The sequence below is a fragment of the Xenophilus azovorans DSM 13620 genome, from assembly GCF_000745855.1.
Lineage (GTDB): Bacteria > Pseudomonadota > Gammaproteobacteria > Burkholderiales > Burkholderiaceae_C > Xenophilus > Xenophilus azovorans.
Genome location: NZ_JQKD01000006.1, coordinates 114,130 through 135,126 on the forward strand (window position 1 = coordinate 114,130; position 20,997 = coordinate 135,126).

A 20,997-nucleotide genomic window follows, 5' to 3' on the forward strand; every position below is an offset into this window, starting at 1 on the left:
ACCGCTCAGCTCAACAGGCGCTCGGGATTCGCGTCCAGCTTGGCCAGCGCCTCGCGCGTGGCGCGCACGGTGAGCGTTTCCTCCTCGGCCGGCACCAGCAGGCCGGCCTGCAGGTAGGCGGCCAGGCGCCCGGCCTGGATGAGGAACTTGCGCCCGTCCGGCGCCGCGAACAGGTGCAGGTGCTTGCGCTCGCTGCGCCAGACGAACTGCACCTGGCTGGCGCGGCCGTTGTGGTCGAGCATGAACCAGTTGCCCACCTGCAGCTCGTGCGCCCAGGCCAGCATGTCCTCGGTCACCTTGGCGCCGGTGTTGGCCACCACCTCGATCGAGTCCGCGTCCACGCCCAGCAGCAGCTCGACGCTGCCGGTGTCCATCGGCAGCTCGGTGCCGTTGTCGTCCTGGACGACCTCCTCCAGGTTGGCCAGGCGCGAGGCCATGGCCTCGATCTGCGCCGACGGGATGACCGCCGTCTTGGACATGAAGGCGTCCGACAGCGTCTTGCCGATGGTCTTGATGTGCTCCTCCTGCGGCGCGCCGGTCACGCCCAGCAGCTCCATGCCCTGGCGCAGCCGCTGCAGCAGCTTGGGCAGCTCCTGGATGACGCGGGCGCGGTCGCTGCGGTTGGGCTTGGCGCTGGCGGCCCAGACCAGCTCGGAGGCGACGCGCTTGAGCGTGGCGGTCTGCTCGTCCTGCCCGCCGTACTTCAGCGCGGCCAGCGCCAGCACCTCGGCCCACACCTTGAACAGGAACTCCCGGATCTCGTCGCGCACCGGCATGTCGTTGAGCATCTTGCGCAGCTCGATGGTGTACTGGATCGCCATCGTCTCCTTCTGCTCGACCTGCTGCGCCACGCTCATCAGCTTCTTGGTGGCGTCGCCTTGCGTGAGGTACTTGTTGAGGAAGGCGACGAATTCGTCGTACACCAGCTTGAAGACGCGCTGGCCGGTTTCCGGGTACTGCTCGATGACCTGCACCACGCGGCGGATCTCGCCCTCCAGCGCGCTGCCCGAGATGGCGGCGGCGTCGAAGCCCATCACCACCGAGCCCATGCGGTCGATCAGCATGCGCGCCGGGTGCTGCAGGGTGCCGAAGAACTCCGGCTCGGCAATGGCCACGCGCAGCACCGGCATCTGCAGCCGGGCGAACCACACGCGCGCCGAGAAGGGGATGCGCTCTTCCGCCAGGATGGCCTGGAACATCAGCGCGACGATCTCGACGGTGGCCTTGTCCGCCGTGGTCGGCGCCTGGCGCTTGAGTTCGTTGGAGCGGCGGCGCAGTTCGGCCGCGCTGCGCTGGACCGCCGCGGCGCCCCCGGCCACGTCGGTGCCCACCACGTAGACCGAGCTGCCGGCCTGGTAGGCCGCGCCCGCGTCCGCGATGGCGGCCATGAAGGCCGGCGAGGCGGCGCCGGCCGCCGCACCGCCGCCACCCCCGGTTCCGCCCAGCGCCGGCGCGGCCGCGCCGAAGACGGCCTCCCCCGCGCCGCCCATGGCGGCGCCGACGAAGCGCCGCAGGCTGAGCAGCACGCCCTGCGCCCGCTGGCGGGCCATCGCCAGCGGCGAGGCGCCCTGGCCGGCGGCCGCCGCGTCGGCACCCAGCCCCGGCGGCGCCAGGGGGCCCGAGGGCCGCACGCCGATGGCCGCGGGCGCGAAGCCGGCCATGCCGGGCGGGATCTCGTGCACCGCACCGCCGTGCGCGCGCCAGTGGGCGGCCGCAGCCGTGCTGGCGGTCATGGACATCGAGCCCGTGGCCGGCGTGCCGGCGAAGCTGCCGCCCAGCGGGGCCGAGCCCGACGCCGCGGCCGCACCGGGCCGGCGCACCAGGCGCTTGAGGTCGATCTCCGGCATCACGCCGTGCTCGACGAGGAAGGCGTTGGCGTCCTTGTAGGCACGCAGCGCCGCCTCGCCCAGTTGCACGTGCAGCAGGCTCTGCACCTGCGTCCACAACTGGCGGCTCATGCCGGCGGCCAGCCATTGCTCGACCAGCAGCTTGGCCAGGAATTCGGGCTTGAGCACGTCCCGGCCATCCAGGTCCGCCTTGCCCTCGAGGTGCTGGACGCGCAGGCGCAGGTCGTTGAGTTCGAAATTGGCCTTGTCCTGCAGCGCCAGCGCCAGGCGCGAGGACAGGATGTTGTTCTCCACCACCTCGTCGCCCACCAGTTCCAGGCGCAGCGAATGCATGGTCGAGGCGCCGGCGGCGTTGCCCGCGCCGAGGGCCTTGCGCCACTGCGCGCGCGCCAGCGAGACCCAGCCCGACTCGGCGCTGCGGTAGGCGACCAGGTTGTCGCGGTGCTCCTGCATCTCGCGGGCCGTCGCCACCTCGTTGGCCAGCGTCATGAGCCGGTCCCGGACGGCCTGCGCGGCCGTCACGATGGCCGCGTCCATGGCGCCCACGAAACGCTCGCGCGTCTGCTGGGCGAGCTTCCGGGCGGACTCGGAGGGTGGCGCTGTGCTCATGTATGGGGAGGGTGCGGACAAAAATGGTAACGCACCGCAGCCTATCGTGACACCCAAGCCGTCACGGCCGGTGCGCCATCACGGCGAAAAGGCCCGCAAGCGGGCCTTTTCCGACGGTGTTCAGACCACCGCGCCGGCGTTCGGATCGTCCGGGTCGCGGCCCGGCTTGCCGCCGCCCTTGACCAGGTCCTCGCGCTTGACGCCCAGCCACATGGCGATGGAGGCGGCCACGAAGCAGGAGGAATAGATGCCGAAGCAGATGCCGATGGTCAGCGCCAGGGCGAAGTAGTGCAGCGTCGGGCCGCCGAAGAAGAACATCGACAGCACCACCAGCTGGGTGGAGCCGTGGGTGATGATGGTGCGGCTGATGGTGGAGGTGATGGCGTAGTTCATCACCTCCGGCGTGGACAGCTTGCGCTGGCGCCGGAAGGTCTCGCGCACCCGGTCGAAGATCACCACCGACTCGTTGACCGAGTAGCCCAGCACCGCCAGCACCGCCGCCAGCACCGCCAGCGAGAACTCCCACTGGAAGAAGGCGAAGAAGCCCAGGATGATGACCACGTCGTGCAGGTTGGCGATGACGGTGGACAGGGCGAACTTCCACTCGAAGCGCAAGGCCAGGTAGACCATGATGCCCACCACCACCATCGCCAGCGCCTTCAGGCCGTTGGTGGTCAGTTCGTCGCCGACCTGCGGGCCGACGAACTCCAGGCCGCGCCGCTCGACGGCGGGGTCCTCGGCCTTGAGCGCGTCCATCACCTGGTCGCTCTGCTGCTGCGAGGTCAGGCCCTGGCGCACGGGCAGGCGGATCTGGATGTCGCGCGGGCTGCCGTAGGCCTGCACCAGCACGTCCTGATAGCCCAGGCCGCTGACGACCTCGCGCACCTTGCCCACGTCCTTGGGCTGGGTGTAGGCGACCTCCATCACGGTGCCGCCGGTGAACTCCACCGACAGGTGCAGCCCGCGGTGGAACAGGAAGAACACCGCCAGGATGAAGGTGATGATCGAGATCGCGTTCAGCACCAGCGCGTGGCGCATGAACGGGATGGTGCGGTGGATGCGGAAGAACTCCATGCGGCCGCTCCTTTACTTCGCGTCGGCCGGCAGGGCCGTGTCGGTGTCGGGCTTCCAGACCGTGCCGATGGACACCGCCTTGAGCTTCTTCTTGCGCCCGTACCAGAGGTTGACCAGCCCGCGCGAGAAGAACACGGCGGAGAACATGGAGGTGACGATGCCGATGCAGTGCACCACCGCGAAGCCGCGGATCGGCCCGGAGCCGAAGGCCAGCAGCGCCAGGCCGGCGATCAGCGTGGTGACGTTGGAGTCCAGGATGGTGTTCCAGGCGCGGTCGTAGCCGGCGTGGATGGCCGCCTGCGGCGAGGCGCCGGCGCGCAGTTCCTCGCGCACCCGCTCGTTGATCAGCACGTTGGAGTCGATGGCCACGCCGATCGCCAGCGCCATGGCCGCGATGCCGGGCAGCGTGAGCGTGGCCTGCAGCAGCGACAGGATGGCCACCAGCAGCAGCAGGTTCACCGCCAGCGCGATCGACGAGAACACGCCGAACAGGGCGTAGTACGCGCACATGAAGAGCATGATCGCCAGGAAGCCGTAGGCGACGCTCTTGAAGCCCTTCTCGATGTTGTCGGCGCCCAGGCTGGGGCCGATGGTGCGCTCCTGGATGATCTCCATCGGCGCGGCCAGCGAGCCGGCGCGCAGCAGCAGCGCCAGGTCGTTGGCCTCGGTGATGCCCATCGCGCCCGAGATGGAGAAGCGCGTGCCCAGCTCGCCGCGGATGGTCGCCACCGAGATGGCCTCGCCCTTGCCCTTCTCGAACAGGACGATGGCCATCGCCTTGTTCATGTTCTCGCGGCTGACGTCGCGCATGATGCGCCCGCCCTTGGCGTCCATGTTCAGCGTGACGGTGGGCTCCTGCTTCTGCGAGTCGAAGCCGGCCTGCGCGTCGGTGAGGTTCTCGCCGGTGGTCAGCACCTGCTTCTTGACCACCACCGAGCCCTCGCCGCGGGTGGGGAAGCGCTCCGAGCCGAAGGGCACGGGGCCGCCGCCCATGGCGGCGGCGCGGCCCTCGGGGCTCTCGTCCACCAGGCGCATCTCCAGCGTGGCGGTGCGGCCCAGGATGTCCTTGGCCTTGGCCGTGTCCTGCACGCCGGGCAGCTGCACGACGATGCGGTCCAGGCCCTGCTGCTGGATCACCGGCTCGGCCACGCCCAGCTCGTTGATGCGGTTGTGCAGCGTGGTGATGTTCTGCTTGAGCGCCTGGTCCTGCAGCCGGCGCGCGGCTTCCGGCTTGATGGCGATGGCGAGCTTCCAGTCGTTGCCCTCCTGGCTCTCCACTGCCGTCAGGTCGGGGAACTGGTCGGTGATGACGTTCTTCGCCGCGTCCTTGGCGGCGGCGTCGCGGAAGCGCGCGTCGAGCTCCTGCCCGTTGCGGGTGATGGCGCTGCCGCGGATGCTCTTGTCGCGCAAGGCCGTGCGCAGGTCGCCGGCGAAGGTCTCGGCGCGCTTGTCCAGCGCGCCCTTCATGTCCACCTGCAGCACGAAGTCCACCCCGCCGCGCAGGTCCAGGCCCAGGTACATGGGGAAGGCGTGCAGCGCCGTGAGCCATGCCGGCGAGCGCGACAGCAGGTTCAGCGCCACGGTGTAGGGCGGGTCGGACGGATCGGGCACCAGCGCGCGCTGCAGCACGTCGCGCGCCTTGAGCTGGTCGTCGGTGGTGACGAAGCGGGCCCGCACCGAGCTGGCGTCCAGCGTCACCAGGTCGGGGGCGACGCCGGCGTCCTTGAGCACCTGCTCCACGCGCGCCTGGGTCGAGGCGTCGACCTTCACGATGGACTTGGCCGACGACACCTGCACCGCGGGCGCCTCGCCGAAGAAGTTGGGCAGGGCGTAGATCAGCCCCAGGAGCAGCACGATCCCCATGATCGCGTACTTCCAGACCGGATAGCGGTTCATCGCTGGTTACCTGAAGAATTGCGGCGGCGAACTTCGTTCAGAAGGCCGCGGAGCAGGCCATGCGGGAACACGCGCGGAACCGGCTTTGCCGGGCCGCTGCGTGTGCCCCCTTGCAGGGGGTTGCCGGAGCGGAACCCTTCGGCAGGCTCAGGGCAGGCCAAGGTCCGCGCAGGCTGGGGGTGATCACTTATATGAACCCTTGGGCAGAACCTGCACGACGGCGCTGCGCTGCACCTTCACCTCGACGCCGTTGGCGATCTCCAGCGTCAGGAACTGGTCGCCCAGCGCGCTGATGCGGCCGAGCACGCCGCCGGCGGTGGCCACCTCGTCGCCCTTGGCCAGGGCTTCGAGCATGGCGCGCGTTTCCTTCTGGCGCTTCATCTGCGGGCGGATCATGATGAAGTACAGCACCACGAACATCAGCAGCAGCGGCAGCATGCTGGCGAGCGAGGACATCATGTCGCCGCCACCTGCGGCGGGGGCGGTCTGGGCGTAGGCGGTGGAAATGAACACGAGGGTCTCCAGCGGAGGAAGGGAAGCAAGGACGAAAGCCGCGCGGACACGCGGGTCCGCGCGGCCATCCGGGGGACTCCCGGAACGGGCCGGCCGCCGGTGGCGGCGGCCTCATGGCGCGGCGCGGGGCCGCGCAAAACCTTGCAATTGTATGCGTCGGCCCACGGCCCGGCGCCGGCTTACCCGGCGCGCCGGCCGGGAGATTGCGGCGCCCGGCGCGCTCAGGCGGCCGCGCGCGCCGGCGTGCCGCCCTGGCGCCAGCGGGCCATCAGGTCGGCCCAGCGGGTGCGCACCGCCGCCAGGTTGCGCTCCTTGACGTGGCCGTAGCCGCGGATCTGCTCCGGCAGCGCCGCGATCTCCAGCGCCAGCGCGTGGTTGTCGGTCGTGAGGCCGGCCAGCACCTCGTCGATGGCGGCGCGGTACTCGCCGACCAGCGCGCGCTCGGTGCGGCGCTCCTCGGTGCGGCCGAAGACGTCCAGCGCCGTGCCGCGCAGGCCCTTGAGCTTCGCCAGCAGGCGGAAGGCGGTGAGCATCGACGGCCCGTATTGCTTCTTCACCAGCTCGCCCTTGGCGTTGCGCTTCGCGGTCAGCGGCGGCGCGAGGTGGTAGTTCAGCTTGAAGTCGCCCTCGAACATGCCGTTCACCTTCGCCAGGAAGGCCGGGTCGCTGTGCAGCCGCGCGACCTCGTACTCGTCCTTGTAGGCCATCAGCTTGAACAGGTAGCGCGCCACCGCCTCGGCCAGCGAGGTCTTGCCGAGCGCGGCCTCGGCCTGCTGCACCCGCTCGACGAAGGCGCGGTATTCGCCGGCATAGGCGGCGTTCTGGTAGCCGGTGAGGAATTCCACGCGCCGCGCCACCAGCGACTCGACGGTGTCGCGCTTCTTGAACTCGATCACCTGGCCGGGGTTCAGCCGCTTCGCCAGCTCGGCCGGGCGGTGCGCCGCCTGGCGGCCCCACTCGAAGGCGGCCTTGTTGGCCTCCACCGCCACCGCGTTGAGCTCGATGGCGCGCATCAGCGACGCGTGCGACAGCGGGATCCAGCCCTTCTGCCAGGCGTAGCCCAGGATCATCGGGTTGACATAGAGGGTGTCGCCCATGAGCTGCGTGGCGGCGGCATCGGCGTCGAAGACGCCCATGTGCGCCTCGCCCACGGCCTTGGTGATCTGCACCGCGCAGGCCTCCTGCGGGTTCTGCCAGTTGGCGTTCTTCACGAAGCCGGCCGTCGGCGCGCTGTGGCTGTTGAGCGCCACGTGGGTGCGGCCCTCGCGCATGCGCGCCAGCGTCTCGGCGTTGACGGTGACGATCGGGTCGCAGGCCAGGATCAGGTCGGCCGCCGCGGTGCCCACGCGGGTGGTGCGGATGTCGTTCTGCGTGTCGCCGATCAGCACGTGGCTCCAGGTGGCGCCGCCCTTTTGCGCCAGGCCGGCCGCGTCCTGCGTGACGATGCCCTTGCCCTCGATGTGCGCCGCCACGCCCAGCAGCTGGCCGATGGTGATGACGCCGGTGCCGCCGACGCCGGCGACCACGATGCCCCACACCTGGCCGCCGCGCAGCGCGGGCAGCGCCGGCTCGGGCAATTCGCCCAGCTCCGCCGGCGTCGCCGCCTTGGACTTGGCCTTCTTCTTGAGCTGCCCGCCTTCGACGGTGATGAAGCTGGGGCAGAAGCCCTTCAGGCAGCTCATGTCCTTGTTGCAGCTGCTCTGGTTGATGGTGCGCTTGCGGCCGAACTCGGTCTCCAGCGGCTCCACCGACAGGCAGTTGCTCTGCACGCTGCAGTCGCCGCAGCCCTCGCACACCAGCTCGTTGATGACGACCCGCTTGGCCGGGTCCACCATCGTGCCGCGCTTGCGGCGGCGGCGCTTCTCGGTGGCGCAGGTCTGGTCGTAGATGAGGACGGTGGTGCCGGGCGTCTCGCGCAGCTCGCGCTGCACCTCGTCCAGCTCGTTGCGGTGGCGCACGCGCACCGGCTCGCCGCCGTAGCTGCCCGGGATCTTCGTGCCGTCGTACTTGCCCGGCTCGTCGGTCACGATGACCAGTTTCGCCACGCCCTCGGCATGCATGCTCTCGGCGATCTGCAGCACCGAGTGGCCCTCCGGCCGCTCGCCCACCTGCTGGCCGCCGGTCATGGCCACGGCGTCGTTGTAGAGGATCTTGTAGGTGATGTTCACGCCCGCCGCGATGCTCTGGCGGATGGCCAGCAGGCCGCTGTGGAAGTAGGTGCCGTCGCCCAGGTTGGCGAAGATGTGCTGCTCGGTGGTGAAGTGCGCCTGGCCGACCCAGGGCACGCCCTCGCCGCCCATCTGCGTGAAGCCGTAGGTGGCGCGGTCCATCCAGTTGGCCATGTAGTGGCAGCCGATGCCGGCCATGGCGCGCGAGCCCTCGGGCACCACGGTGCTGGTGTTGTGCGGGCAGCCGGAGCAGAACCACGGCACCCGGTCCGCGCCCTGCACGCCGCCGGCGTTCAGCACCTGCATCGAGCGCTCCTTGGCCTCCAGGATGGCCATCTGCGCATCGACGCGCGCCACCATGTCGGCGCCGCCGGATTCGAGGACGCCGGTCTTCTTCAGGCGCTTGACCAGCGCGCGGGCGATCAGCGCCGGGTTCAGGTCGGCATTGGCGCGCAGCAGCGTGCTGGCCGTGGGGTTGGGCATGGACCATTCGCCGCCGGAGTGGTCCTCGCCCAGTTCGTCGAACTTGCCCAGCACGTTGGGCCGCACGTCGGCGCGCCAGTTGTACAGCTCCTCCTTGAGCTGGTACTCGATGACCTGGCGCTTTTCCTCGACCACCAGGATCTCCGAGAGGCCCGTGGCGAACTCGCGCGTGAGCTGCGCCTCCAGCGGCCACACCACGCCCACCTTGTGCAGGCGGATGCCGAGCTGGCGGCAGGCCTCGTCGTCCAGGCCCAGGTCGTGCAGCGCCTGGCGCGTGTCGTTGTAGGCCTTGCCGCTGGCCATGATGCCGTAGCGGTCATGGGGCCCTTCGATCACGTTGTGGTTGAGCCGGTTGGCGCGGATGTAGGCCAGCGCGGCGTACCACTTGTAGTGCATCAGGCGCGCCTCCTGCTCCAGCGGCGCGTCGGGCCAGCGGATGTGCAGGCCGCCGGGCGGCATCTCGAAGTCCTCGGGCGTGACGATCTCCACGCGCTCCGGGTCGATCATCGCGGTGGCGCTCGACTCGACGATCTCCTGGATCGTCTTCATGCCCGACCACACGCCCGAGAAGCGGCTCATCGCGAAGGCGTGGATGCCCAGGTCGAGGATCTCCTGCACGTTGGCCGGGAAGAACACCGGCGTGCCGCAGGCCTTGAAGATGTGGTCGCTCTGGTGCGCGGCGGTGCTGCTCTTGGAGATGTGGTCGTCGCCGGCCACCGCGATGACGCCGCCCCAGGGCGTGGTGCCGGCCATGTTGGCGTGCTTGAAGACGTCGGAGCAGCGGTCCACGCCCGGGCCCTTGCCGTACCAGATGCCGAACACGCCGTCGAACTTCTGCCGGTCCTTCGGCGAGAAGCCCAGCATCTGCGTGCCCCACAGGGCCGTGGCCGCCAGCTCCTCGTTCACGCCGGGCTGGAAGACGATGTTCTGCGCCTTGAGGTACTTGCTGGCCTTCCACAGCGCCTGGTCGTAGCCGCCCAGGGGGGAGCCGCGGTATCCGCTGACAAAACCAGCGGTGTTTTTCCCCTGCTGCGCATCGCGCAGACGCTGCAGCATGGGCAGCTTCACGAGGGCCTGCACGCCGCTCATGAAGGCACGGCCGTAGTCGAGGCTGTACTTGTCGTCGAGGGTGACGGTCTCCAGGGCCTTGCGGATGTGTTCCGGCAGGGGGGCGTTCATCGTGGTGTCTCCAGGCTGTGCCTTGTGGGCGTGGCTGTTCGGCGGATCGGCGTTCGGGTGGAACGCCTCCCCGTCGCCATGATGCTCGCAAAGTGTATGCCCGGAGCTGCGACAGGTGTTTGCTTTTGATGCCTCCAAAGGCCCCCTCCAAGAAACAACATTGCGACAATGAAGGCCTAATGGAAAAGATCGATAAGTATGACCTGACCATCCTGCAAGAACTGCAGGCCGATGCGCGTCTGACCAACGCCGAGCTGGCCAGCCGCGTGGGCCTGTCGGCGGCGCCGTGCTGGCGGCGCGTGCGGGCGCTGGAGGCGGCCGGCTACATCAAGGGCTACCACGCCGAGATCGACCGCCACAAGATCGGGCTGGGCGTGCTGGCCTTCGTGCGGGTGGACACCGAGCGCGTCACGCTCGACGCCACGCGCCGGCTGGAGGAGGCGATCCGCCAGATGCCCGAGGTGGTGAGCTGCCACTACATCAGCGGCACCGGCACCTTCGAGCTGCAGGTGGTGGCGCAGGACCTGGACGGCTTCTCGCGCTTCGCCCGCGAGCACCTGATGAACCTGCCCAACGTGAAGGACCTGCACACCAGCTTCTCGCTGGGCGAGGTCAAGGCCAGCCGGGCGCTGCCGCTGGGGCACCTGGAGCGGTGAGCTCGGCCGCGCCGGCGCCGCTCAGTCCAGGGTGTCGAAGAGCCGGAAGATCCACGACAGCTGGTAGGCCAGCGTGGCGGCGACGAACAGGGCATGGAAGCGCCGGCTGGCGGTGCGCGCCGCCACCAGGCACAGGACCACGAGGATCGGCGTGCGCACCAGGTACTCGCGGGCGAAGCGCGCGAAGTGCGCCTCGCCCTTCATGAAGGTGTCGATCACGTCGAGCAGGTAGGTGACGGCCAGCAGGCCGAAGAACCAGGCGCGGCGCGTGTAGAAGTAGTCCTCGTAGCCCGCGTAGTCCTGCATGCTGTCGGGAAAGAGCAGCGCGCACAGCAGGAACAGCACGATCGCGTAGCCGATGACGAAGAGGTAGGTGCCGAAGGTCCAGACCTCGATCTGGTTGAGCCCGAACTGCCACCACCAGAAGTGCACCAGCGCCAGCAGCACCGAGGCGACCCAGGCCAGGTGCACCGCGTGGAGCCGGTACTGCCGCGGGTGCTGCACGATGCGCGCGACGCCCGAGAGCAGCCGCGTGACCCCCAGGCCGATGACCATGCCCATGACGACGCGCACGTGGGCGAAGATGTCGTGGGCGGAAAGAACCTCGTGCTGCATGCGATGGTGCGGTCCGGCCGGGGCCGTGGCGGATCAGCGAAGTCGGCATTGTCGGCCCCCGGCGGACCGGCGGCCGATCCGCCGCGACAATCGCCTGCCGATGCCACCCATCACCCCCGAAGAATCGCCCCCCCTCTCGCCGCTCAAGCCCCGCCCGTCGCGCTGGGCCGCGCTGGAGCCGCTGAAGCTGCCGGTGTTCCGCATGCTGTGGACCACCTGGCTCATGGCCAACGTCTGCATGTGGATGAACGACGTGGCGGCCGCCTGGATGATGACCACGCTGACCACCTCGCCGGTGTGGGTGGCGCTGGTGCAGTCGGCCTCCACGCTGCCGGTGTTCCTGCTGGGCCTGCCCAGCGGCGCGCTGGCCGACATGCTGGACCGCCGCCGCTGGCTGGTGGTGACCCAGTTCTGGCTGGCCGGCGCGGCGGTGGTGCTGTGCGCGGCCATCGCGCTGGACCTGATGACCGCGCCGCTGCTGCTGGTGCTGACCTTCGCCAACGGCATCGGCCTGGCGATGCGCTGGCCGGTGTTCTCGGCCATCGTGCCCGAGCTGGTGCCGCGCACGCAGCTGCCGGCTGCGCTGGGGCTGAACGGCATCGCGATGAACGCCTCGCGCATCATCGGCCCGCTGACCGCCGGCGTGCTGATCGCCAGCGCCGGCAGCGTGTGGGTGTTCGCTCTCAACGCGGTGCTGTGCGTGGCCTCGGGCTTCGTGGTGCTGCGCTGGCGGCGCGAGCACCGGCCCCATCCGCTGGGGCGCGAGCGGCTGATCAGCGCGATGCGGGTGGGCGTGCAGTTCGTGCGGCAGTCGCCGCGCATGCGGGCGGTGCTCACGCGCATCGCGATCTTCTTCCTGCACTCCACCGCCCTGCTGGCGCTGCTGCCGCTGCTGGCGCGCGGCCTGCAGGGCGGCGGCGCGGGCACCTTCACGCTGCTGCTGGCCTCGATGGGCGCCGGCGCCATCGGCGCCGTGCTGGTGATGCCGCGGCTGCGCCAGGCCTACGGGCGCGACCAGATGGTGATCCGCGGGGCCACGCTGCATTCGGCCGCCACGCTGGTGATGGCGGTGGCGCCCAACGCCTGGGTGGCGGTGCCGGCGATGTTCTTCGGCGGCGCGGCCTGGATCACCACGGCCAACTCGCTCTCGGTCTCGGCCCAGCTCGCGCTGCCGGACTGGGTGCGCGCGCGCGGCATGGCGATGTACCAGATGGCGATCATGGGCGCCAGCGCCTTCGGCGCCGCGCTGTGGGGCCAGGTGGCCGAGGTCAGCAGCATGCAGACCAGCCTGATGGTCTCGGCCGTCAGCGGCGTCCTGGTCATGTGGCTGGCGATCCGCACGGTGACGGACCATGTGGGCGAGGACGACATGAGCCCGGCGCAGGCCGGCTGGCCGGCGCACCCGATGCCGGACGCGCCGGCCGAGAGCGGCCGCGTGCTGGTGACGGTGGAATACCTGATCGACCCGGCGCGCGCCGCCGCCTTCCACGTGGTGATGCAGCACACCCGCCGCGCGCGGCTGGGCGAAGGCGCCATCGGCTGGGAGCTGCTGCACGACGTGTCGCAGCCGGAGCGCTACGTGGAGCAGATCGTCGACGAGTCGTGGACGGAGCACCAGCGCCGCTACAGCCGGGCCACCGCCGCCGACCTCGCGCTGCGCGAGCGGCGGCTGGCCTTCCACCAAGGCGAGGTGCCGCCGGTGGTGAAGCGCTACGTCATCACGCGCTAGCTTCGCTTTACGCCGCGGCGAGGGCGGCCGGGCGCCCCGCGCACGACTGCAGGATCCGCTGCGCGTCGAACGGCCCGGCATCGGCCGCGTCGGTCCAGGCGACGAACTCGTCGGGCCGCACCAGGATCAGGCGGGCGTCGTAGCGCGCCCGCTCGTCCGCGGCCGTGTCCTCGACCACATCCAGCGGCAAGCCGGCCGACCGCGCCACCGCCCGCAGGGCTTCCACCTTCTCCTGCTCCGCGCCGAAGGCCAGCAGGGTGAAGCGACCCTGGAGCCGCTGGTAGACGTTGGCGCCCGAGGACAGCCGCGCCGGCGCCAGGTGATGCCCGGGGCGGGCCTGGAAGGCGTGCGAGCCGACCGCGCTGCCGCCCGTCCCCCGGCCGTCGGGGCACGGCGCCACCACCGGCGAGCCTTCGTAGTTCGGCTCGAAGGCATGCACCTCGCCCACGGCGCCCTCGCTGCGCGCGCGCCACGCTTGCTCGAAGGCGGGACGGTCGCGCCCGGGGTCGAACGCATGCAGGAACTGCCGGTCGGTCTCGATCGACCGGGCGATGAAGTCGCGCGCGGTCGATTCGAAGACCGGCCTGCGCTCGCTGTCGTACGAGTCCAGCAACGCCTCGCCGCCCCAGCCCTGCAGCACCGCCGCCAGCTTCCAGCCCAGGTTGCGCGCGTCCTCGAAGCCGGTATTGACGCCGTAGCCGCCGTAAGGCGGGTGGCTGTGCGCCGCGTCGCCGGCGATGAACACCCGCCCCGCCCGGTACGTGTCGGCGACGGCGAAGCGCAGGTCCCAGAAGCCGATGTGCTCGAACTCGACCTCGAACTCCGCGCCCACGGCCTCGTGCAGGTAGCGGCGGAAGTCGAAGTTGTCGCGCGTGGTGCCCGGCGGGACGGGCGCATGGAAGAACCAGGTGCTGCCCAGGTCCACCCGCCCGAAGAACTTCCAGTAGCCGTCCAGTTGCGGCTGCAGCACGTTGTAGTAGGACTTGCCGGGGTAGCGCGCCAGCAGCTCGTGCAGCCCGCGCGAGCGGAACACCAGCAGCACCATCATCCGGTCGTGGTCCGACAGCGTCTGCGTGATGCCGGCCTGCGTGCGCACCAACGAGCGGCTGCCGTCGCAGCCCACCAGCCAGTCCGCGCGCAGCGTCCGCGCGGCCCCGCCGCCGCGCTCGGCCACGGTCAGCGTCACGTGGTCGTCCGCGGGCGCCACCGCCGTCGCCTCCCAGCCGTAGAGCACCCGCACCGAGGGCAGCTCGGCCACGCGCGCGCGCAGCACCGCCTCGGTGGCGTACTGCGGCAGCCGCTCGTTGGCGGTGAAGTAGTAGGGGCGCACCAGGTCGCGCTGCAGCCAGTCGTAGTGGTAGGGGCCGAGCAGCGAGCCGTAGGCGGTCAGGCCGCCGATGCCGTACTCGGGGGGAATGGTGCGCGCCGCGCGCAGCGCCTGCTCCGCGCCCCAGAAATGGAAGTGCTCCATGGTCCGCTGCGTCAGGTTCTGGCCCTTGGGGATGGGCTGCGGCTCGGGGTACCGCTCGACCAGCGTGCAGCGGATGCCGCGCTGCCCCAGCTCGATGGCCAGCCCCATGCCCACCGGCCCGCCGCCGACGATGGCGACCTGGCAGTCCTGGTCCCGCGAAATCTCCTGCTTCGACATGCTGCTTGCTCTCTCTTTTCCGTGGATCCGGAAATTAGGCACCAGGCCGATGCATCAGGCAAATTTAGCTATGACATGAACTGATAATGACGCCATATGAATCTCTCGACGCGCCAGATCCGGGCCTTCCTGCACGTCGCCCGCGCCGGCAGCTTCACGCGCGCGGCCGAGCGGGTGCATATGACGCAGGCGGGCCTGAGCATCCTCGTGCGCGAGGTGGAGCGGCAACTGGGCGCGCGCCTGTTCGACCGCACCACGCGCGCAGTGGTGCTGACCGAGGCGGGCCGGCGCTTCGCCGTCGTCGCCGAGTCCGTCCTGGCGCAGCTGGACGACGCCACGGCCGAGATGGACGCCATGGGCAAGCGCACGCGCCAGCAGCTGCGCATCGCGGCCACGCCGCTGGTGTCGTCCCATCTGCTGCCGCACATGCTGGCGCGCTTCCGCGACGACCATCCCGGCATCCGGATCCAGCTGATGGACGACAACCTGGGCGGCGTGCAGGAGGCGGTGGAGTCGGGCGCGGCCGACATCGGCCTGGGCTTCTTCTTCAAGGTCAGCGCCGGGCTGGTGCGCCGCCAGATCGCGCAGTTCCCGCTGATGCGGGTCTCGCCCGCCGGTGCGCCGCCCACGGCGCTGGGGCGCGCCAGCTGGGCCTCGCTGCGCTCGGCGCGCCTGATCACGCTGCCCGCGGACAACCCGATCCAGCGCGCCGTCGACCTGCACCTGCACAAGCTCGGCGTGGCGCAGGAAAGCAGCCAGCCGGTGAGCTTCATCGCCACCATGATCTCGATGGTGGAGGCGGGCTTCGGCGTGGCCGTCATGCCGACCTTCGCCGTGGCCGCCTGCCGGCGCCACAGCGTCCAGATCGACCTGCTGGGCAGCCCGCAGATGAAGCTGGGCTTCTACCGGATCGCGCGCCGCGGCGCGGCCCAGACCCAGGCGATGAAGGACTTCGACGAGGTGCTGTCGGAAGACCTGCCGCGGATGTCGCGCTGACGCCGTCCTGCGCATCCCATATGGAACTCATATGAATTCATGTGATTCCTGAATTTCTCTTTGTCCGTGCGTCGATGGCCTAATGCCACCGTTCGAGGCGCCATGCCTTGACGCAGCGCAGACCACCTGCAGCCGGACGGGCCGGCAAAAGGAGACAAGAGGTGAGATTCGGAATGCTTCGTTGGATGTCCATCTTCGCGGCCGGCTGCGCCATGGCCGCGTCCGCGTGGGCCTGGCCGGACCGGCCGATCACGCTGGTGGTGCCCTACACGCCGGGCACGGGCATCGACCTGGTGGCGCGCCAGCTGTCGGCGCGCCTGCCGCAGGTGCTGGGCCAGCCGGTGGTCGTCGACAACGTGCCGGGCGCCAGCGGCAACATCGGCAGCGAGCGCGTGGCGCGCGCCGCGCCCGACGGCTACACGCTGCTGGTGCAGGTCAGCACGCTGGTGATGAACAAGAGCCTGTACAAGTCGCTGCCCTACGACCCGGTCAGCGACTTCGCGCCGGTGGCGCAGACCTCCTGGGGCACGCTGCTGCTGGTGCGCAACCCGTCGGCGCAGAAGGCCGCCACCGTCCCGGCGCTGGTGGCCGAGGCCAAGGCCCGCCCCGGTGCGCTGACCTACGGCACGCCCGGCGTCGGCACGCCGCACCACCTGGCGATGGCGCTGCTGACGCAGAAGGCCGGCATCGAGATGCTGCACGTGCCCTTCAAGGGCACGGCCGGCGCCGTCACCGACTTGCTGGGCGGCCGCCTGGACTTCATGTTCCTGCCTGTCCACGTGGCGCTGCCGCACATCAGGGCGGGCAAGCTGCAGGCGCTGGCCGCGGGCAGCGACCAGCGCGTGCCGCAGCTGCCCGACGTGCCGACGCTGGCCGAGGCCGGCATCGACACCGGCAGCGTCGACATGTGGTACGGCGTGCTCGCGCCCAAGGGCACGCCGCCGGCGATCGTCGAGCGCCTGAACGGCGCGATCGCCGGCATCCTGCGCCAGCCGGACGTGGCGGCCGCCTTCGAGACGCAGGGCATGGTGCCCGCCGTCTCCAGCCCCGGCGACTTCGCCCGCCTGGTGGCCAAGGACGCCGCGCGCTGGGCCGAGGTGGTGAAGAAGGGCGGCATCACGGCCGACTAGGGCCGCGCCGCATCCAGCCCAGCCCCTCGCGGGTGCCGCCCGCCGGCCGGTACTCGCAGCCGACCCAGCCCTGCCAGCCGCACTGCGCGGCCACCTCGTCGATCACGTCGAACAGATAGGGGTGGTGCAGCTCGCCCACGTCGGGCTCGTGCCGCCCCGGCACGCCGGCGATCTGGAAGTGGCCGACGCGGCCGGTGGGCAGGTACTGGCGGATCTTCATTGCCACGTCGCCCTCGACGATCTGGCAGTGGTAAAGATCCATCTGCACCCTCAGGTTCGGTGCGCCGACGGCCTGCACGATGGCGTGCGCCTCGTCCTGCCGGTTGAGGAAGAAGCCGGGGATGTCGCGCGTGTTGATCGGCTCGATCAGCACCTCGCGGCCGGCCTGCGCCGCCATCTCGGCGGCGCGGCGCAGGTTGTCGATGTACAGCGGGCGCAGTTCGTCGCGCGTGCGGCCCTCGGGCACCAGGCCGGCCATCAGGTGGATGCGCGGGCAATCGAGCGCCTGGGCATAGTCCAGCGCCTTGGCCACCGCGTCGCGGAAGCCGGCTTCGCGGCCCGGCAGGCAGGCCAGGCCGCGCTCGCCGGCCGCCCAGTCGCCGGGCGGGGTGTTGAACAGCACCTGTTGCAGGCCGTGATCGCGCAGCCGCGCGGCGAGGTCGGCCGGCGCGAAGTCGTAGGGGAAGAGGTACTCCACGGCCTCGAAGCCGTCGGCCGCGGCGGCGGCGAAGCGCTCGAGGAAGGGCAGCTCCGTGTAGAGCATCGAGAGGTTGGCGGCGAAGCGGGGCATGGCGGCGACTCTACCGCCGCGTGCGCCGCGCCTGGGTGAAGGCATTGCGCGGCGCGGGCGCAGCGGCTGCCCGCCGCGCCTCTCGCTCGCGCAGCCAGGCGATGTGCGAGACGAGCTTGCGACGCAAGGCACGGCGGGCGGCGATCTCGGCATCGACCTCGGCGATGCGCTCGCGCATCAGCGCCTCCATGTCGGCCACCGTGAGCCGGCCCGAGCGGTAGCGCGGCAGCACCTCGGCGATGCGCGCGAGGGTGAAGCCCAGGTCGCGGCTCATGGCGATGAAGACGGCCTCGCGCTCCGTGCCCTCGGCGAACTCGCGGTAGCCCGAGTCCAGGCGCCGCGCCTTCAGCAGCCCCTGCGCCTCGTAGCGGCGCAGGCGGTTGGCGGAGACGCCGCTGCGGCGGGCCAGCTCGGAAATCCTCATGGCGCCAAGCCTAGCAACCCTGGCGCGGTGCGAAGGTTCGCAGACTGCATTCCTGTTCTTTTTCATCAGGAGGCTTTCGATGAACGATGCCTGCGAACGCGTGCGCCAGGCGGTGCTGGCGATGCCCATGGCCGCCACCCTCCACTTGCAGTTCGACCACCTCGCGCCCGGCGAGACGGTGCTGCGCATGCCGGTGCTCGATGCCTTCTGCTTCCGCCCCGGCCAGTTGCAGGCCACCGCGGTCTACGCCATCGCCGACTTCGCCGCCGTGTCGGCGGCGGGCACACTGCTGCCGCCCGGCTGGGCCAACGCCACCATCGACGGCACGCTCAAGCTGCTGGCGCCGGCGGCCGGCACGCACCTGCGCGCGCGGGGCCGGGTGGTCGATGCAGGACGCGTGCTGAGCGTGTGCGCGGCCGAGGTCCATGCCGTCGACGGCGCGAAGGAGACGCTGTGCGCCACGCTGCTGGCCACGGCGCGCAACCTGCCGCCGCGCTGAGCGGAGTCAGCCGAGCGCGAACTTCGCGGCCCGCACGATGTGCGCCGCGTCCACGCCGAAGAAGCCGCGCAGCGCCGCGCGCGTGTCGCTGCGGCCGAAGCCGTCGGTGCCCAGCGTGAGGTAGCGCCGCCCCGCCGGCACGAAGGCGCGCACGCTCTCGGGCACGGCGCGCACGTAGTCGGTGGCGGCGATGACCGGGCCCTCGCTGCCGGCCAGCTGCCGCGCGACGAAGGGCGTGCCGGGCTCGGCCTCGCCGGCCAGCGCGCGCGCCTCGCAGGCCTGGCCGTCGCGCGCCAGCTCGCTCCAGCTCGTGACGCTGAAGACGGCCGCCTCGATGCCCTCCAGCGCGAGCTGCTGCGCAGCCTTCACCACCTCGGTGAGGATCGCGCCCGAGCCCAGCAGCGCGACCTTGCGCCTGGCCGGCGGCGCGCCTTCGGGGCGCTGCCAGCCCTCGTAGCGCCAGCAGCCGCGCAGGATGTCCGCATGCGCCGCCTCGGGCACGTCGGGCTGCGCGTAGTTCTCGTTCATCAGCGTGACGTAGTGGAAGACGTCCTTCTGCTCGACCAGCATCTCGCGCATGCCGGCGTCGAGGATCACGGCCATCTCGCCGGCGAAGGCCGGGTCCCACGCCCTGCAGTTGGGGATGGTGGCCGCCACCAGGTGGCTGCTGCCGTCCTGGTGCTGCAAACCTTCGCCGCCCAGCGTGGTGCGGCCCGAGGTGGCGCCCAGCAGGAAGCCGCGTGCGCGCTGGTCGGCCGCGGCCCAGATGGCGTCGCCCACGCGCTGGAAGCCGAACATCGAGTAGTAGATGTAGAAGGGCAGCATCGCCAGCCCGTGCACGCTGTAGCTGGTGGCCGCGGCCGTCCAGCTCGCGATGGCGCCGGCCTCGCTGATGCCCTCCTCCAGGATCTGGCCGTCCAGCGCTTCGCGGTAGCTGAGCACCGAGCCGATGTCCTCCGGCGCGTAGCGCTGGCCGACGCTGGAGTAGATGCCGACCTGCTTGAAGAGATTCGCCATGCCGAAGGTGCGCGCCTCGTCGGCCACGATGGGCACGACGCGCGGGCCCAGCGCCTTGTCCTTGAGCAGGCCGCCGAGCAGGCGCACGAAGGCCATCGTCGTGCTCATCTCCTTGCCGGCGGCCTCGGTGGCGAACTTCGCGTAGCTGGCCAGCGGCGGCACGGGCACCACGTCGCAGGCCGTCTCGCGCCGCGGCAGCGCGCCGCCCAGCGCGGCGCGGCGCTCGCGCAGGTAGCGCATCTCGGGGCTGTCCTCGGCCGGCCTGTAGAAGGCCAGCGAGGTCGCCTGCGCGTCCGTGAGCGGCAGGTTGAAGCGGTTGCGGAACTCGATCAGGTCGTCGCCCTCGAGCTTCTTCTGCGAGTGCGTGGTCATGCGGCCCTGCCCGGCCGCGCCCATGCCGTAGCCCTTCTTGGTGTGGGCGAGGATCACGGTCGGCTGACCCCGATGCGCCGCGGCGGCGGCGTAGGCGGCGTGGATCTTCACCAGGTCGTGCCCGCCGCGCTTGAGGCGGTCGATCTGCTCGTCGGTCATGCCCTGCGCCAGGCGCTGCAGTTCGGGGCTCTGGCCGAAGAAGTGGTCGCGGTTGAAGCGCCCGTCCTTGGCGGCGAAGGTCTGCATCTGGCCGTCCACCGTGTCGGCGAAGGCGCGCAGCAGGGCGCCCTGCGCGTCGCGGGCGAACAGGCCGTCCCAGTCGCTGCCCCAGACCAGCTTGACGACGTTCCAGCCGGCGCCGGCGAAGAGTTTCTCCAGCTCGTCGATGATGCGGCCGTTGCCGCGCACCGGGCCGTCGAGGCGCTGCAGGTTGCAGTTGACCACCCACACCAGGTTGTCGAGCTTCTCGCGCGCGGCGAGCGTGAGGGCGCTCATCGACTCGGGCTCGTCCATCTCGCCGTCGCCGAACACGCCCCACACCTTGCGGCCTTCGCAGTCGAGCAAGTTGCGGTGCGTGAGATAGCGCATGAAGCGCGCGTGGTAGATGCTGCTGATCGGGCCGATGCCCATGGAGCCGGTCGGGAACTGCCAGAAGTCCGGCATCAGCCACGGGTGCGGGTAGCTGGACAAACCCCGTGCGCCGTGAGAGGGCGCGGTGATCTCCTGGCGGTAGTGCGAGAGGTCGGCTTCGGTGAGCCGGCCTTCGAGGAAGGCGCGGGCGTACACGCCGGGCGAGCTGTGCGGCTGGAAGAACACGAGGTCGCCCAGATGTTGCCCCCCACGCTCCCCCACTTCGTGTGGGTCGCTGCCCCCCCGAGGGGGGCGCTCGCCGCTTGGGGCGGCCCGGCGCGGCTCGGCCGCGCGCGCATGGAAGAAATGGTTGAAGCCGACCTCGAACAGGTCCGCCGCGCTGGCGTAGCTGGCGATGTGGCCGCCGAGTTCGCCATACGCCTGGTTGGCGCGCACCACCATCGCCAGCGCATTCCAGCGCATCAGCGAGGCCAGGCGCTCCTCAACGGCCAGGTCGCCCGGGAAGACCGGCTGCTGGTCCACGCCGATGGTGTTGGCGTACGGCGTGGCCAGCTCGGGCTGCCAGCCGATGCGCCCGGCGCGGGCCAGGCGGGCCAGTTCGTCCAGCATCCAGCGCGCGCGCTCCGGGCCCTGCGCCTCGACCAGCGCCAGGAAGGCCTCGCGCCATTCGGCGGTCTCGGCCGGGTCGGGGTCGGCAGGCAGGGCATCGCGGGACAGCAGGGCGTTCATCTGGTCGGCGGAAAGCGGGGCGTTCATGCCCC

The 20,997-nt window shown here is 70.8% G+C and carries 15 protein-coding genes; 5 read left to right on the forward strand and 10 right to left on the reverse strand.

What is annotated here, in order from left to right; translation table 11 throughout:
* Nucleotides 1–5: 5 nt before the first annotated feature.
* From Q392_RS04870 to Q392_RS04890, 5 genes are all read right to left on the reverse strand, one after another.
* Nucleotides 6–2,456: a DUF1631 family protein gene (locus Q392_RS04870; protein WP_038202229.1), complete on the reverse strand. Its 2,451-nt coding sequence runs from the start codon at nucleotides 2,454–2,456 to the stop codon at nucleotides 6–8.
* Between the two features lie 120 nt (nucleotides 2,457–2,576).
* Complete coding sequence (gene secF, locus Q392_RS04875) at nucleotides 2,577–3,530, reverse strand: protein translocase subunit SecF (RefSeq protein ID WP_038202231.1); 954 nt, start codon at nucleotides 3,528–3,530, stop codon at nucleotides 2,577–2,579.
* A 12-nt stretch (nucleotides 3,531–3,542) separates the two neighbouring features.
* Complete coding sequence (gene secD / locus Q392_RS04880) at nucleotides 3,543–5,426, reverse strand: protein translocase subunit SecD (protein ID WP_038202234.1); 1,884 nt, start codon at nucleotides 5,424–5,426, stop codon at nucleotides 3,543–3,545.
* Between the two features lie 183 nt (nucleotides 5,427–5,609).
* Nucleotides 5,610–5,939 (reverse strand): preprotein translocase subunit YajC, encoded by a 330-nt coding sequence (yajC, locus tag Q392_RS04885; RefSeq protein WP_038202237.1) that lies wholly within the window; start codon nucleotides 5,937–5,939, stop codon nucleotides 5,610–5,612.
* A 221-nt stretch (nucleotides 5,940–6,160) separates the two neighbouring features.
* Entirely contained in the window at nucleotides 6,161–9,769 is a 3,609-nt protein-coding gene (locus Q392_RS04890) for an indolepyruvate ferredoxin oxidoreductase family protein (protein WP_038202240.1), read from the reverse strand.
* Between the two features lie 179 nt (nucleotides 9,770–9,948).
* Here Q392_RS04890 and Q392_RS04895 point away from each other — a divergent pair, with 179 nt between their 5' ends.
* A complete protein-coding gene (locus Q392_RS04895; protein WP_038202243.1) occupies nucleotides 9,949–10,425 on the forward strand; it encodes an Lrp/AsnC family transcriptional regulator in 477 nt (158 codons plus the stop codon).
* Nucleotides 10,426–10,446: 21 nt separating this feature from the next.
* Here Q392_RS04895 and Q392_RS04900 read toward each other — a convergent pair whose 3' ends face one another.
* Nucleotides 10,447–11,040, reverse strand: coding sequence for a hypothetical protein (locus Q392_RS04900; RefSeq protein ID WP_038202245.1), 594 nt, complete (start codon nucleotides 11,038–11,040; stop codon nucleotides 10,447–10,449).
* 100 nt (nucleotides 11,041–11,140) lie between these two features.
* Here Q392_RS04900 and Q392_RS04905 point away from each other — a divergent pair, with 100 nt between their 5' ends.
* Nucleotides 11,141–12,769: an MFS transporter gene (locus tag Q392_RS04905; protein ID WP_038202248.1), complete on the forward strand. Its 1,629-nt coding sequence runs from the start codon at nucleotides 11,141–11,143 to the stop codon at nucleotides 12,767–12,769.
* Nucleotides 12,770–12,776: 7 nt separating this feature from the next.
* On the opposite strand, the gene Q392_RS04910 is transcribed toward Q392_RS04905, so the two are convergent.
* Nucleotides 12,777–14,417: an FAD-dependent monooxygenase gene (locus Q392_RS04910; RefSeq protein WP_038202251.1), complete on the reverse strand. Its 1,641-nt coding sequence runs from the start codon at nucleotides 14,415–14,417 to the stop codon at nucleotides 12,777–12,779.
* A gap of 96 nt (nucleotides 14,418–14,513) precedes the next feature.
* On the opposite strand from Q392_RS04910, the gene Q392_RS04915 reads away from it, so the two are divergent.
* The gene (locus tag Q392_RS04915; RefSeq protein WP_038202254.1) at nucleotides 14,514–15,413 is read left to right on the forward strand and encodes a LysR family transcriptional regulator; all 900 of its coding nucleotides are present in this window, start codon (nucleotides 14,514–14,516) and stop codon (nucleotides 15,411–15,413) included.
* A gap of 185 nt (nucleotides 15,414–15,598) precedes the next feature.
* On the forward strand, nucleotides 15,599–16,543 hold the full coding sequence (locus tag Q392_RS04920) for a tripartite tricarboxylate transporter substrate binding protein (RefSeq protein WP_038202258.1): 945 nt from the start codon (nucleotides 15,599–15,601) through the stop codon (nucleotides 16,541–16,543).
* Here the strand turns inward: Q392_RS04920 and otnI are convergent.
* Both otnI and Q392_RS04930 read right to left on the reverse strand, forming a co-directional pair.
* Nucleotides 16,530–17,333 carry a 2-oxo-tetronate isomerase gene (otnI, locus tag Q392_RS04925; RefSeq protein WP_038202261.1) on the reverse strand — a complete coding sequence of 268 codons (804 nt, stop codon included), beginning with the start codon at nucleotides 17,331–17,333 and terminating at the stop codon, nucleotides 16,530–16,532. The two genes, Q392_RS04920 and otnI, sit on opposite strands and share 14 nt — an antisense overlap.
* Before the next feature lie 10 nt (nucleotides 17,334–17,343).
* A complete protein-coding gene (locus tag Q392_RS04930) occupies nucleotides 17,344–17,757 on the reverse strand; it encodes a MerR family transcriptional regulator (RefSeq protein ID WP_051952911.1) in 414 nt (137 codons plus the stop codon).
* A 79-nt stretch (nucleotides 17,758–17,836) separates the two neighbouring features.
* Between Q392_RS04930 and Q392_RS04935 the strand changes: the two genes are divergently transcribed.
* Nucleotides 17,837–18,256 carry a PaaI family thioesterase gene (locus tag Q392_RS04935; RefSeq protein ID WP_038202264.1) on the forward strand — a complete coding sequence of 140 codons (420 nt, stop codon included), beginning with the start codon at nucleotides 17,837–17,839 and terminating at the stop codon, nucleotides 18,254–18,256.
* A gap of 6 nt (nucleotides 18,257–18,262) precedes the next feature.
* Here Q392_RS04935 and aceE read toward each other — a convergent pair whose 3' ends face one another.
* The gene (aceE, locus tag Q392_RS04940) at nucleotides 18,263–20,992 is read right to left on the reverse strand and encodes a pyruvate dehydrogenase (acetyl-transferring), homodimeric type (protein ID WP_038202267.1); all 2,730 of its coding nucleotides are present in this window, start codon (nucleotides 20,990–20,992) and stop codon (nucleotides 18,263–18,265) included.
* Between the last annotated feature and the right edge of the window lie 5 nt (nucleotides 20,993–20,997).

Excerpts from the sequence above, each read along its gene's own strand:
- Q392_RS04870 (WP_038202229.1), bottom strand. The coding sequence starts at position 2,456 with ATGAGCACAGCGCCACCCTCCGAGTCCGCCCGGAAGCTCGCCCAGCAG.
- secF (WP_038202231.1), bottom strand. The coding sequence starts at position 3,530 with ATGGAGTTCTTCCGCATCCACCGCACCATCCCGTTCATGCGCCACGCG.
- secD (WP_038202234.1), bottom strand. The coding sequence starts at position 5,426 with ATGAACCGCTATCCGGTCTGGAAGTACGCGATCATGGGGATCGTGCTG.
- Q392_RS04890 (WP_038202240.1), bottom strand. The coding sequence starts at position 9,769 with ATGAACGCCCCCCTGCCGGAACACATCCGCAAGGCCCTGGAGACCGTC.
- Q392_RS04895 (WP_038202243.1), top strand. The coding sequence starts at position 9,949 with ATGGAAAAGATCGATAAGTATGACCTGACCATCCTGCAAGAACTGCAG.
- Q392_RS04900 (WP_038202245.1), bottom strand. The coding sequence starts at position 11,040 with ATGCAGCACGAGGTTCTTTCCGCCCACGACATCTTCGCCCACGTGCGC.
- Q392_RS04905 (WP_038202248.1), top strand. The coding sequence starts at position 11,141 with ATGCCACCCATCACCCCCGAAGAATCGCCCCCCCTCTCGCCGCTCAAG.
- Q392_RS04910 (WP_038202251.1), bottom strand. The coding sequence starts at position 14,417 with ATGTCGAAGCAGGAGATTTCGCGGGACCAGGACTGCCAGGTCGCCATC.
- Q392_RS04915 (WP_038202254.1), top strand. The coding sequence starts at position 14,514 with ATGAATCTCTCGACGCGCCAGATCCGGGCCTTCCTGCACGTCGCCCGC.
- Q392_RS04920 (WP_038202258.1), top strand. The coding sequence starts at position 15,599 with ATGTCCATCTTCGCGGCCGGCTGCGCCATGGCCGCGTCCGCGTGGGCC.
- otnI (WP_038202261.1), bottom strand. The coding sequence starts at position 17,333 with ATGCCCCGCTTCGCCGCCAACCTCTCGATGCTCTACACGGAGCTGCCC.
- Q392_RS04930 (WP_051952911.1), bottom strand. The coding sequence starts at position 17,757 with ATGAGGATTTCCGAGCTGGCCCGCCGCAGCGGCGTCTCCGCCAACCGC.
- Q392_RS04935 (WP_038202264.1), top strand. The coding sequence starts at position 17,837 with ATGAACGATGCCTGCGAACGCGTGCGCCAGGCGGTGCTGGCGATGCCC.
- aceE (WP_038202267.1), bottom strand. The coding sequence starts at position 20,992 with ATGAACGCCCCGCTTTCCGCCGACCAGATGAACGCCCTGCTGTCCCGC.